General features: G+C 41.9%; 10 protein-coding genes. 2 read left to right on the top strand and 8 right to left on the bottom strand.

Annotated features, from left to right (window positions below; translation table 11 throughout):
* Positions 1-97 precede the first annotated feature (97 nt).
* Positions 98-1072, bottom strand: a complete 975-nt coding sequence (gene cysB, locus vsple_RS08890; RefSeq protein ID WP_255230412.1) for an HTH-type transcriptional regulator CysB — start codon at positions 1070-1072, stop codon at positions 98-100.
* Between the two features lie 342 nt (positions 1073-1414).
* Between cysB and vsple_RS08895 the strand changes: the two genes are divergently transcribed.
* Together vsple_RS08895 and miaE are read left to right on the top strand one after the other, a co-directional pair.
* The gene (locus vsple_RS08895) at positions 1415-2179 is read left to right on the top strand and encodes a DNA repair protein (RefSeq protein WP_150868945.1); all 765 of its coding nucleotides are present in this window, start codon (positions 1415-1417) and stop codon (positions 2177-2179) included.
* Between the two features lie 129 nt (positions 2180-2308).
* Complete coding sequence (miaE, locus tag vsple_RS08900; RefSeq protein WP_255230410.1) at positions 2309-3073, top strand: tRNA isopentenyl-2-thiomethyl-A-37 hydroxylase MiaE; 765 nt, start codon at positions 2309-2311, stop codon at positions 3071-3073.
* 60 nt (positions 3074-3133) lie between these two features.
* Here miaE and vsple_RS08905 read toward each other — a convergent pair whose 3' ends face one another.
* The 7 genes from vsple_RS08905 to vsple_RS08935 all read right to left on the bottom strand — a co-directional run bounded on the left by vsple_RS08905 (position 3134) and on the right by vsple_RS08935 (position 14059).
* Positions 3134-7282 (bottom strand): M66 family metalloprotease, encoded by a 4149-nt coding sequence (locus tag vsple_RS08905; RefSeq protein WP_261881785.1) that lies wholly within the window; start codon positions 7280-7282, stop codon positions 3134-3136.
* A 28-nt stretch (positions 7283-7310) separates the two neighbouring features.
* Positions 7311-8183, bottom strand: coding sequence for a hypothetical protein (locus vsple_RS08910; protein ID WP_261881786.1), 873 nt, complete (start codon positions 8181-8183; stop codon positions 7311-7313).
* A 198-nt stretch (positions 8184-8381) separates the two neighbouring features.
* Positions 8382-9197, bottom strand: a complete 816-nt coding sequence (locus tag vsple_RS08915; RefSeq protein WP_261881787.1) for an ABC transporter ATP-binding protein — start codon at positions 9195-9197, stop codon at positions 8382-8384.
* A 4-nt stretch (positions 9198-9201) separates the two neighbouring features.
* A complete protein-coding gene (locus vsple_RS08920) occupies positions 9202-10092 on the bottom strand; it encodes an ABC transporter ATP-binding protein (RefSeq protein ID WP_261881788.1) in 891 nt (296 codons plus the stop codon).
* Positions 10093-10103: 11 nt separating this feature from the next.
* Entirely contained in the window at positions 10104-11912 is a 1809-nt protein-coding gene (locus tag vsple_RS08925) for an extracellular solute-binding protein (protein WP_261883159.1), read from the bottom strand.
* A gap of 84 nt (positions 11913-11996) precedes the next feature.
* A complete protein-coding gene (locus vsple_RS08930) occupies positions 11997-13040 on the bottom strand; it encodes an ABC transporter permease (RefSeq protein ID WP_261881789.1) in 1044 nt (347 codons plus the stop codon).
* A complete protein-coding gene (locus tag vsple_RS08935) occupies positions 13037-14059 on the bottom strand; it encodes an ABC transporter permease subunit (RefSeq protein WP_261881790.1) in 1023 nt (340 codons plus the stop codon). Before vsple_RS08935 ends, vsple_RS08930 begins: the two co-directional genes overlap by 4 nt.
* Between the last annotated feature and the right edge of the window lie 243 nt (positions 14060-14302).

A 14302-nucleotide genomic window follows, 5' to 3' on the forward strand; every position in this document is an offset into this window, starting at 1 on the left:
GGAGGGATTGTAGGTGGAAGCCATGCAAATAGAAAGTATTGGTGGACATCTGATAGTAATCAGGCCTACTCAAAAGCAGGCCTGAACAACATAGTATCTATCTTACCGGAAGCTCGATGTCTTTAAACATCTCTTCAATTTCTTCATTTGACTTCAATGAAATCGCTTGTTCAACGACAGGGCGTGTTAAGTGCGGTGCAAAACGCTCCATGAAGTCAAACATGTAAGAGCGTAAAAAAGTACCGCGGCGGAAGCCAATACTGGTTGTACTCGCTCCAAATAGATGGCTCGCATCGATCGCGACTAGGTCTTTGTCCTGCTCTGCATCAATCGCCATGCTCGCGATGACACCAACACCAATCCCCATGCGCACATAAGTCTTAATCACGTCGGCATCGGTTGCAGTAAATACAACACGTGGTGTTAAACCCACCTTATTAAACGCAGTATCAAGCTCTGAACGCCCAGTAAAACCAAATACATAAGTCACCAGCGAGTATGCCGCTAAGTCTTCGATGGTTACCTTCTGCTTTTGTGCCAACGGATGGTCTTTCGTCACCACAATTGAACGATTCCAGTGATAGCACGGCAACATAATGGCATCTTGATAGAGATGAAGCGCTTCAGTTGCAATTGCGAAGTTCGCCGTACCTTTAGCTACCGCTTCTGACATCTGGCTTGGTGTACCTTGGTGCATATGAAGCGATACTTTTGGATAACGAGCGGTAAAACCTTTAATCACATCAGGCAACGCATAGCGGGCTTGTGTATGAGTCGTAGAGATATTCAATGTCCCCATCTCAGGATGAGTGTGTTCACCCGCCACCGCTTTGATACTCTCTACGCGAGCAAGGATTTCCTGCGAGATTCGAACAATGTCTTCACCCGCTTGCGTAACTTGGGTCAAGTGTTTACCGCTACGCTCAAAAATCTGGATACCTAACTCATCTTCTAACAGACGAACTTGCTTACTGATACCCGGTTGAGACGTATAGAGGCTCTCGGCTGTCGCAGAGACATTCAGGTTGTGGTTGACTACTTCAACAATGTACTTCAGTTGTTGTAACTTCATCGGTGACCTCGTAATCCTTTACTCATTTCGGTGCTAACTTATTAAGAAAGTAAGCGAGTTAAACTTAGTGAATATAATTAATAGTTATAACGCCTTACTGAAGAAAATGATAGAAAAATTGAGTTTTTATCGAGTTCGATATGAAACGGTCGTCACTCGTTTGTAATCAACCCCTCATTCTCGGTAATTACTTTTCACTTTTTGATTACCTAACAACATGAACAGGAGATAATGAAAAATCAAAATTTACAAGGCAGATAAGCGATTTACGGGTGTAGATGCTCTATGGAATCGTGTATCCTCTGAAGTTAGCGATAGAACACAACAAGCAGACGCAATTATATGAATATTGGTTTAATTATTGCCTTAGTAGCCATTCTTTTGGTGTTGGTATTGGGCTACAACATCATGCTTCAGTACAAAGTTAAGGTCGAAACAGCGAAGAAACAGGAATCTTCTCGTTATTTAACCATTATCGATGGAACGGAAGAACTGATTGGTAACGCGCATCACATGCCGTTTAGCCAAGACCTATTAGTGTGCTTAAACACACGCATCCTAGATTCGCTTGAAAACATGTATGAGTTGGATCCTAAAAACAAGCAACTAGCCCAACGCATCGAGAGCGTGAAACAGCAGATCACTCAGCTTAAAGAGAACTATCAGGGTGGTGAAAGTACCGCTTTCCGCGTCCCAAGCAGCGACAAGCAAGCCATCATGATGCTTAAATTAGTCAAGCGTCTACGCGACACAATTCGCAGCGAACACAACAAGGGGCGTTTTGAAACTCAAGCGTACGTCGCAGAGAATGCTCGCCTCGAAACAATTCAAATTCGCATCAACATCGAAAACGTCATTAAACGTGCTAACGACTCCATTGCTCGCGGCCAACCTGGTACAGCAATTCAACTGCTGCGCAAAGGTATCGACGCACTGACCACGAAAAATGACCCATATTCAAATCAGGCTCGTGAGAAGTTACAAGAGATGCTGAATGAACTTGATCAGAAACGCCAAGATCGCAACGCTCAAGAACTTCAACAGATGGAGTCCAAAGAACGCGAAGACGATATGGATGCGCTATTTGGACAAAAGAAGAAGTGGTAATCCATCTCATCTAATACTGCTTCCCCTAAGGCTGCTTCACCGCGGCCTTTTTTACACCAAGAAAGCCTCTCCTAACCTTAATGTTCCTGTGGTAATATCTCGTTTTTCCAAAACTACTCAAGCTCTAGCATGTATCAAGAACTATTAGCTCCTATTCATTCCTTTCTAAAAGCCGAAACGCCAGACTCTTGGATTGATGAAGCCAAGAAACCAGAAAACCTGCATATCATTTTGCGTGATCACATGCTGTGTGAGCTGAAAGCCGCTCAGAGTGCCCTATTTCTGATTCGTAAGTATGCGGTTGATAAAGAGAGTGCTATCCAGCTAAATGAGTGGATTAAACCATATGAAGAGTTTGCTTATCGTCGTAAGGGAGATTTGGAATCGCTGCGTGGTAAGAGTAATGCATCAAAGCAGATCACAGCTAAAGAAGGGTGTGTTTATGGCGACGATCTTATCGACAAAATGGTACTACTTATCAAGGAGGAACTGCACCACTTTTATCAAGTGATGGAGCTCATGGAGAAGAAAGGCGTCACATATCAACCGATCGAAGCTGGCCGTTATGCCAAAGGGTTAATTAAGCATGTGAAAACCTATGAGCCCGATGCGTTGGTCGATAAGTTGATTATCGGTGCGTTTATTGAAGCGCGTTCGTGTGAACGATTCGCCAAGCTTGCGCCTTACCTAGAAGAAGATATGGAAAAGTTCTATGTTTCTCTACTTCGCTCAGAGGCTCGTCACTATCAAGATTATCTAGAACTTGCAGAACAAATTGCAGGTAAGGATATTTCCGAGCGTGTGGCTCATTTCGCACGTGTCGAAGCCGATCTCATTACATCAGAAGACAGCGACTTTAAATTCCATAGTGGTGCTCCAGCTATCGCTGCATAGTGTCCCTAACTGGCTGATATAGAAAAGGCTCGCAGATGCGAGCCTTTTGTTAACGATTCTCTATAGAGTTCCTTTTTTCCTAGCTTTGATATCAGCTACATCTGGTAACCTATCGAGTAATTCATAGTACTTACCCGCAACACTACTAATATCACCATCAACATAAGCTTTAATAAGATCAACATCTTTCAGCCATAGCTCTTTATCAGCATCAGATGCCGCAACATATCCCGCGTGAACGTTGTCTACAGCGAACATCATTGAATCATTAAAGTTATTTATAATCAGCAACATAGCGTCAACATAAGTACCGTATACTTTTACTACGTCGTGTACAGTTCCACCTTTATACTGAACAGTTCCAGCCTCCGAATCATAAACAAGATCACCTGAACTGATGTTTGCGTTAAGGAAGTTATTGAACGATCTCTCGAAAGTATCCACATTTGACGCCAAGTCTGCATCAATCGTTACTTTCATAGAGTGAATCAATGGAGCATCCAACAACAGAACTGGGCTGTGATAAGAAGCTGGTAGATCCGTTCTAAAACTTCCCCAAGCCGTGTCAATGTTATTCGCGACTTTCGCTAATTCAACGCGGTCATAGCCATCAAGGTATACTTTCAACGCATAACCATCTGTTGTTACAAGTTGACTCGCGTATTGATAAGCCAATTTGTTCGACTTAGTCGCCACATAAGTTTCGCCATCAATAACAAATTCAACTTTATCCCCGGCAATCAAACCATAACGATCCTGCTGCTTAGTGAACACATCTAACTGTGCTTTTCCAAGAGACTTCACCGTATAATCATCAGACTGCATTTGGCTAACACCCATATTAAGTATCAAATCACCAATACGTTGTCTGCTTCTGCTTGATATATCAAAGAACTCCTCAATGCCTCGCGGTAATGGTGACAATGACTCCATTCGCTCGGTTACATGCAATTGCACTTCAACGCCTTTCAGATTGTTATAAGCATCACCTTTGGCATCGACTAATGCGACAGGTGTGTTTAAGCCTTCGTTAGAAATAATGTTAGAAATGATATTCTCATACTGCTCCTGTACACCAGGAAGGTCTAATAGCGAAGCAAAACTCACTTCGTCAGTATCTCGAGTTGAGAAACGACGCGCCAAGAAGTAACTTGCAAGCGCTTTATCAGGCCAACTACCAAGTACTGAAACCGCATTAGACCAAGGGTAATCCGGATTAAAGCTACCAATAGAGTTCAAGAAGCGGCCGTGTTTGGTTTCGGCTACGGCTGAATAACCTTTATTCGAATCTTCGATAAACTCAGCCGTTTTTTCATCAAAACAGCTCGCGTCAATCAGATCGAAATTGGCAGGCAATAAGTGAGAATTATTGTTAAGTAGCTGACCAAATGAGATGACTTTTTGCGCACCGGTTTTGTTTTCAATAACACATTGATGCTCTGGAGTTGCTAATACATCCAAAAAGTAAGCTGCTGCTTTCATCCCGCCATCGGCATAATCGCAGAACCAATAGTTTCCTTCGGCACCCGGTTCTTTACAGTAGGTATCATTGGAAGCTATTCGCATTAAGAAGTCGCCCGGCTTATCCGTAGAAGAGGTTAAACCCAAGTTATTGTATAGATCATCAATGCGTTCTAGATCTTCCATCTTGTCACGAATTGATGTCATTTCGCGATAGCGACGGATAATGTAACTTGAATAATCCGACGTGAATAAACCGTTGGTGCTGTATTCTGCAAGGTTACGACGGTCATAGCTATCTAAGTAGCTCTGCCACTCGTATGCTACGATCTCATTAAGGCTAGTACCTTCATCAAAACGGTTACAGTCACTGTTAAGAGAGACGTTACCATCGGTACAGAAGCCGTAGCTCTTACGCTCGATATTATGAACATTATCTAAGTAATAAAGTACGCCATATCGAGTTTTTTCATAATCTTCAGGATCATCACTTAACGCAGCAATATCGAAGCGGCTAAAGTCACAGTTGTAAAGAGACTTACCGGCTTGATCACCTGATAACGTCATAATTTCACTACACACCATCAATGAGTCATTATCCACATTGTTGCCAAAACGGTTGGCAAAGCTTTGCTGATACGCCTGTAGTTCAGTTAGGTATTGTTGATAAGCGGCTTTCTCTTCATCAGTGCCTTCGTCACCTGGGTTTGCAACCGCTGCAGGCATTGGAGATGAAGAATCTTGAATGGTCTCCACTTTACGCCCATAGCCAAATTTGAACGCGGCAATATCATATAGACCCCATGTTGGCGTTTCATCCAACATACTTGGGGCGTAGTCCATCGTAGAGCTATATGCTGGAATGTTATTTAACCCAAGGGCGTGAGCCTGTTCCAAGGTGTAGTAATTTTCCTTGTCGTTAGAACCCTTAAAGTTATGACGTAGGCCAACGTTATGACCTAGTTCATGAACAAGTGTATTGCTGTAAGTCGCAACAGTTATTGCATCAGCAGCTTCTTGTTGAAGATCTTTTGGTAAGTATTTCCAGCGTCTAAGTTCGCGTGACGTTTCTATACCATTATCATCTACTTTAATGTTGAAATAACGATCATCATCGAACTTAAGATTATCAAGCATCGCTTTGCTCGTTGAAGAGACCCAAGATGCTTCAATTGGGTATACATTATTTTCAGACCAGAATGCCAAACGATTCTCTTCAGCGGCTACGACATCTTCAAAGTCCATATTGTCACTGAAGTTCTTAGTAAGAATGGTCGGCCCTTGTGACGGAGTTCGGTCACCGGTGAGTTCTTCTTTTGTTAAAGCTGGCGCAACATCATCAACTTGAGGTAGCTTCGACATTGCTGCCATGGTCGATAGCTGTTGAATACGGCTTTCTACTTCAGTAACCGCTGGCGCTGCACCCTCTTCAGTAGGCAATGCAGGTAAGCCGTTCATCGACAACTGGTTTCGGTTGTAAAAGCGCGCTAGATTATCCCAGTAATAAGGCACACCTGTTCTGGCCACACCTGCATATTGGTTAACATGTGCTTTAATGATTTCACCTGTCACTGGGTTAGCCACTGAAGGGCCATAGCCAAGAAGACCATTCGCTAGGGGCTCATCAACCAAGTTAATGATGTTATAGCGCAGATCGCCTGGGTGGATGCCTGCAGGTGCCGTTGAGTTGACGATTTCAATCGCTGGTTTACCGGCATCATTACCAAACAAAGACAGCGCCTTGTTCATTTTATTGATGGTTTGTATGGTCGAATCTAAGAAGAGCTTATTTTTTTCTTCGAAGAAGTTATCCGTCAGATAGTATTTGATGGTGCCGTTGTCTGGGTTAAATCGATTCAAATAAACGACGTCACGATCATACTTGTTGGTGATCGGGTTGAGCTTTTTCGTTTGTGTGGTAAAGAAACCAATATCATTTTCATCGCCAACCGGGTACATCACAGGTTGGTAGTTGTCTGAAGCAACAACGCTTTCATGAACCAGTGAATAGTAAAAACGCGCTTTGAATGCACCGTCAACTAAGGCTTCTTCTAAGCTAGATTTGGTTGAAAAATTAATGTAATCAGAAAGGTTCTCCAAATCAATTTGGAAAGTGCGTTCTAACTCAAAATTGAGAATACCATTCTCAGGATCGAAATCCCAAGAAGTGACCTTTGCGGTTCCTTGCTCGGTAATTCCATCCTTTAAACCATAAAGGTCTTCCCAGTTGAACTCAGATACAATCAACTCTTCCGGTTTCGGAGTGAAGTGAGTTTTCTTACGATAGTCTAAACTTTTATCTTCGTTGATCTCTTCTGTGTTAGTACAATCGTCATACGCATCTTCCTTACAGCGATAAGCCGCAAAATCACCCGGAATTTCTAGCACTTGAGCGAAGTTAACAAGATCATCACTGCCGACAATATCTTGCTCTGTACAGTAGTTGTTTTCATCTTTTGGTAATGAAGACTCGGGATAATTCTTATCAAACGCACGAACCTCTAAACCAGTCTTAGTGAAACAGAGCTCTACATAGCGTCCCATACCTTGTAGGAACGGAAATTGGTTTAAAGCGAATCGTGGAGCGGCACCTGTCGTAGGGACATAAAACCATCGACCATCCTTAAGGTCTTTTACTGCTATTTCCTTGGCATCTCGCTCTTGCAGCTCGTATGCTTGATCATCAGCACCACACCCAGCCAAAATAGCCGTGATTGCGGAACTTAATGCAATTTTTTTAAAGTCCATATTGAATCCTTTTATTATTTTTCTTTCCTTAGAAGGAGAATGTTATATCTGCTGTGTAAGAGGCTTTGTCTGCATCGAATAGATCGATATTGCCCAAAGTACCTCGCTCTGCATCTGCATATGCGCCTGACGTTGCGGCTGTAAGCGTAAATGACCAATTGTCGTTAAAGTCATACGCTCCATAGATAGAACCTCCATAATCAACCGAGTCACGTCTAGTCCCTTGGTAACTGATGGTATTTCCGCCTAAGGCGTCAACTCCCAAAGTTAATTGTTCCCAGCTATAACTCGCACCCGTAAATAGTGAGTACGTCCATTCAGTCAGAGACTTCCCACCATAAGTTTCATATCGATGAAAATTCTTTCTCAGGCGAGGTGATATATTGAAACTCACTCCCCAATGTTCGAAGCTGACTGGAATAGCTATTCTGAATGCAGTTTGTAATTTATCCTTACGCGACGCTTCAGAGGTGGGAATAGTAAATTGCCCACTTGCACCTATCTTTCCACTTTCCCCAAACTCATATAACTTCGAATGGCTTAGCCCTATTACCGAATCCGTAGCGTAGGTCCCTACTTCATCGTCTAGTGCTCGATATCCACCTGAAGATATATATGCTTTTGTGTTTTCGGAGAGTGTATATTTCAGTGTGCCATCCCATGAAAAGCTTCGTGCTGCACGATAGTCATCTTTGTTGTATATATTCGTTGAATAACCAGCGGTAACGGAGCCGCTAATATTACAAGTTATACAAGATGCATCGTTTTCATTTTGTGTTGATTCAGCTTTATCGTTAATATTATCAACACTATTAACTTCTTCTGCGTAAACAGATAAAGTAAACATTGTGCCTAACAATATTGCGATCGGCTTCACCTTCCACTTAATTGTGTTATGCATGCTTTTTAACTTCCATGAATGTTAAGTTCAATCATTGAACTTTTTAAAATAATCCATCAAATTTTAGGTGAATAAATACCTCAATATTTATCACTAAATATCGATAGACTTTTTAGCAACAGAAATCTTGCTGCCAAATTACTTTACAATTGAATTACAAATTTTCTTTGTATTATTTTGTACAGAATTGTATTAATGCTATTTTCCCTTTATGCGCTTCCTGCGACTAGGGTGTGTTATTGGTATGGCTGACAGTAGTTTCTTCGTATACTCATTTTTAGGATTGCTATACAGTTCGATAGCAGAACCATATTCCACAATTTTTCCGAAATACATAACAGCAACTTCATCAGATACCTGTTTAACCACAGAGAGATCATGGGAAATAAAGATAATTGCAAGGTTCATCTCTTTTTGTAAGCTCAAAAGCAAATTAATAATTTGTGCTTGAACCGACACATCGAGTGCTGAGACAGACTCATCACAAATAAGTAACTTTGGTTTTAATGCGATCGCCCTAGCGATTCCGATACGTTGACGCTGCCCGCCAGAAAACTCATGAGGGTAACGGTCGACCGATTCTCTGGCTAATCCGACTTTATCCAACAATTCTAATACCCACTGCTTACGCTCGTTGTGAGTACCTACATTATGGATAATATAGGGCTCCTCCAAAATCATCCCTATCGTATGCCGTTGATTAAGCGACTCCATTGGATCTTGAAAGACAATCTGCATCTCTTTACGAAGTGATCTCATCTGTTTGGTGTTCCAACGCGTGATATCCTTCCCTTCAAAAAAAATGCGCCCGGATGTTGGCTCAAACAATTTTAATATTGTTCGTCCCAATGTACTTTTTCCGCACCCAGATTCCCCAACCAGTCCCAAAGTTTGCCCTTGGTGCAAAGAAAAAGAGACACCATCTACAGCTTTGATCACATAACCTTTTGAGAACAGCCTTTTTCCGGAGATAAAGTGCTGCGTGAGATTCTCAATTCGTAATACTTCTGACATTTAGCTACCCCTTAAACTCTGGGAACAACGAAGCATCAATAGGTTTGATCTCTATTTGTTGTTTGGGTGGATGATCTAAGCTTGGCATCAAGCCCAGCAAGCGCTTTGTATAAGGGTGTTTCGGGTAGTCAAACAGGTCGAATACATCTGCATACTCAACAATTCGTCCACCGTACATGACTGCCACGTCATCACATACCTCTGCAACAACACCTAAATCGTGAGTTATAAACAGCATTGCCATGCCAGTTTCTTGTTGCAGCTCTCTCATCAACTCCAAAATAGAGGCTTGAACCGTTACGTCTAAAGCGGTAGTTGGTTCATCACAAATCAACACGTCTGGCTTACATGCGAGAGCCATGGCTATCATTACGCGCTGTCTCATACCTCCAGATAGGTTATGAGGGTATTCATCAATACGTTTCTCCGGCATTGGAATCTTGACCTTTTCCAACATCTTGATCGCATATTCTCGTCTATCCGCTTTTTTCAACTCAGGCCGATGAAGTGACAACACCTCCATTAGCTGTTTACCGATACTATGTACCGGATTCAGTGCCGTCATAGGATCTTGAAAAATAATAGAGATCGAGTTACCACGCATTTCATACATAGAGTCTGGTGGTAAGGTGACGAGGTTCTGATTGTTATAAAGGATCTCTCCACCAACAACCTGACCATAAGGCTTAGGAAGCAGTCCCATAATCGACATCGATGTAACACTTTTACCACAACCAGACTCCCCAACCAGGCCTAGAGTTTTGCCTTTTTTTACTTTAAAGCTAACACCATGAAGTACCTGTACCACTCCTGAGTCAGTATCGAAAGTGACTTCTAGATCTTTGACTTCCAACACGACATCGCAATTGGGGGCTTGTTTATATTCCTGATTCATAGAAACTTCCGTCACAATTTAAAACGGTCATCAACAAATGAAACCGGAGTATAGGTTTTATCTGACTTCATCGACGCTTGCGTCTCTTTCTTCAGTGAAGGATCAATCCAGAAGCTACCAATATCCATTGGGTGGAATATAGACTCTGTCTGCTTAGTCATTGGATTTTCCGGATATTGGACCCAACGCCAATGCGCAGCGCGTGAGTACGGCACCATATAACCCGGAACAATGATATTTGCTTGCGTAACGTAATCTTGGATCTGATGAGAGAGTTGATAACGTTTGTCTTGGTCGAACTCAGCATCATAAGCTTCTATCAATTTATCCAACTCAGGGCTGCTGTAGTTAGTATGTGCATTGGTCTGCGGTTTGTTGGCATTGTCTGAGTGTAAATACTCCCAGTAAGACGGGATTTCACCCGAGCCCATATTTTGGAAAGCCAATTGATGTTTTTTCTCTAGGATGTATTTAAACGCCGATGATCCATCGACCAAATTAAGCGTAAAGTCCAGACCTGCTAACTTGGCTTGCTCTCGAAGAAAGGCAATTCTTGGTGTCCATGCGTTGTACCCATAAGTGATGGCAAATGAAAGTCTCTGCCCCTGTTTATTAATACGGATACCATCAGGACCTAGGGTATCAAAGCCCGCTTTTGCAAAGTGCTCAGCCGCTAACTGAGGGTCAAACTCAGGCGCTTTATTAGTCGGCTTATCGTATTGCCCATGCCCGAATCCCAGCCCGTGTGGTTTACGAGAGTAGTCACCGCGCATGATATTTTTAATCATTCCATCATAATCGGTAGCATGCATAATGCCCTTGCGAACATTAATGTCATCAAGTAATGGCTGCGCAGTGTTGATCCACAAGCCACCGGCTCCTTGCGGCACTTGATTGAATCCCCAAAACTTTTGAATATAACCGTCTTTAAAAGCTTGTGAATCAGATTTTCCATGCCAATACTCTGGGAGGACTAAGTCAAAATAATCTAATTTACCTTTTTCAAAATGCTTCAGAGCGATATCAAAATCACGAATAACCGTAATACGCACCTTATCGACATTGTAGCGATTCTGATAATAACGATTTGAGTAGCCCCACCACTTTTCGCCGACGTGTTTGAAGGTAACGCTCTTACCTTTTTTAACTTTATCTAGGTAATACGGTCCCGCTGTTGGTTCGCTCTTGAAGTTATATTTGCGAACAAAATTGTCGACCATACCGTCATTGTTTGTATCTTTTTCACCCGCAAAGTAGTGTTGTGGTCTTGGTTGAAATCCATTACTTGGCATGTTGATCAACACCATTAGAGCGTCTTGGCTCTGCTCTACAGCGGTTTCTACGGCAATGGTATATTCATCTACTTTGATCACATCAACAATGGATGTTGAGAAAAAATCGTTGTACCAAGGGTCGACGATATCTTTAGAGCGATAATAAGTAAGCATGAAAAGATAGTCGTCTGCCGTTATTTTCTCTCCATCAGACCATGTAGCATTAGGGTCAAGTTTAAAATAGACCGTTTTGTTATCTTCAGAAAATGCCCAATCAGTCGCCAACTGCGGGATCCACTTGCCCGTATTTGGGTGTCTCTGGGCGAGCTTTGGCACGCCGTCCATAAAGTAATGACGTAACCCTGAATTTGCGTCAGGTCCAACACTGCGCAAAGTTTGGGGGAAACTGGCCATGAATGTACGTAAGGTGCCGCCACGTATCGCGTCTTGTGAGGCGAAAAGTGGTTCGTTGTTATTGGACAACCACTCCAAACCCTGTGGCAGAGAAGTGGTTTGTGATAGAGCCGACGTTGATAAAGCCGCCATCAAAGTCGAAATACATATTGAGACTGTTCTATTCATAATTACATCCTGTTAATTGGATACTTCCTGTAAATATCTGAATTATGCTTATACGTAGCGCGTGAACTTTTTGGGGTCAAATGCCGAGCGTATCGCTTCACCTATAAATGTCACCATGACCAGAACCGCAACGATGGCCCCAACAACTGAAGTCACAATCCAAGGGGCGTCTAAGTTTGATTTCCCCTGCTGTAGCAATTCTCCCCAACTCGGTGTAGGTGGCATTAAGCCAAGCCCCAGGTAGTCAAGCGCCGTTAATGCGGTAATGTTAGCGGCAATCGTAAATGGCGCTAAAGTCACTATCATAACCATAGTATTGGGTAAGATATGATGCACTAGAATACGTGTTGTAGAAGCGCCTAGTGCTCGTGCTGCCATCACATATTCACGAGCAGACTCTTTATAAGTCATTGTTCTCATATACCAAGTGATGCCCATCCAGCCGAACAAAACATTAATTGCGACAAACAAGGTAAACGTTGGCTGGGTTATCGAGACTAAAATCATAATTACGTACAGAAACGGTATCATTGACCAAATCTCTATAAGTCTTTGAACAAACAAATCAAACTTGCCACCAAAGAAGCCCATACAACAACCTACCACAGTACCAATCGCATAAGAGATAGCCATGGTCATCAAGGCAAATCCCATCGCTATACGAAAGCCATAAACTAAACGCGCCAGAATATCTCGCCCTATCGCGTCAGTACCTAAATAATGTTGGCTATCAATACTTGGAGCTAATGGTGGGAAGTCCCCAGAAAAGTCCTGCTCATATGGGTTCCAAGGTACGATAGGCATGATGACAAAGTTACCCTCTCCTTCATCCGCAAAAACCTGTTTTAGATCTCTATAATTTACCTCACTCGTATAACTCAACCCGAAATCTGTCCCTAGTCGTACATCTGAAACAACCGGGAACGACCACTCACCTTTGTAGTGAACGAATAGTGCTTTGCTGTTAATAAAAAACTCAGCGAAGATAGAAAAAACAAGTAGTAAACTCAAAATCAATAGAGACCAATAACCACGCTTTATCTCTTTAAAATGTTTAATTTTTTTCTGTGTCAGTGGGGTTAGCCTAATCATGCTCCAAACCTCACTCTTGGGTCGACTACGGCAACACAAAGATCAGATACAATATTGCCAATCATTAACATCGCAGCATTTATAGCGACGATACCCATTACAACAGGATAATCACGTTCCATTATGGATTCGTAGCCTAGCAAACCGATACCATCGATATTAAAAATAACTTCAATCAAGAAAGAGCCTGACATAAAGAACAACAATGAGTTACCAAAATGACTCGCTATCGGAATTAAGCTGTTTTGTAATGCATGTTTTTTAACCGCTTGCTTGAATGGTAAACCCTTCGCTATAGCTGTTCTAATATAGTCAGCAGATAGATTTTCCATAAGGTTATTTTTCATTGTCATCGTGAGAGTTGCAAAGTCACCAATCAAATAACAAATAAGCGGTAGTACAGCATGCCACATGATGTCTTTAACTTGATCTAGCCAACTTTCATAGTCCTCAAAATCGTCCCCGACGAATCCTCCCATTGGAAACCAATCAAGGTTATAGGCGAACAGTGTAATTAGAAAAACGCCAACAACATACCCGGGTAAAGCGTAACCAATAAATATTAAAATCGAAGACGTAGAATCAAATACTGAGCCATGTTTGATCGCTTTATAATAGCCAAGCGGAATTGATATAAAGTAACTAATAAAGAATGTCATGCCTCCATAAAACAACGAGATTGGTAAACGTTCAGCAATCATGTCACTCACAGGTTCGTAATATCGAGTTGATTCACCAAAATCTAATACGACTATCTTAGATAGCCAATCAACATAAGACTCTAATATAGGCTTGTCTAATCCATAGAACGCATTGAGTTCTGCAATCTGGTCATCTGATAATGATGAATTATTACCCGCAACACTGACCGCCGCACTGTCTGTTCCTGAATGCATCTTTGACAACATTCTTTCCACCGGACCACCTGGGACGAATCGAGTGATGGCAAATATTAAGATTGTTATTCCTATAAATGTTGGAATAATAAGTAAAAAACGCCTCAATATATAAGTTAACAATTGGAAATACTCCGTACCAATTTTTTACATTTAAACCGCATCTTGTAAGTCTTTACCAACTCATACACTGATCCGATGAGATTTCAGTTCCGTAAACTCTAATCCATAAGAATATTGAATTGAACAGTGACATCCAATTAACGTTAAAAATAATCGACTCAAATCATATTATTATAGTTAATTTAAGAAAATAGTTGTGTAAAACCCAAATATGTGCCGGTTTACTTGTTCAACAATGAGGCT

It is taken from the genome of Vibrio pelagius (assembly GCF_024347575.1).
Taxonomy (GTDB): domain Bacteria; phylum Pseudomonadota; class Gammaproteobacteria; order Enterobacterales; family Vibrionaceae; genus Vibrio; species Vibrio pelagius.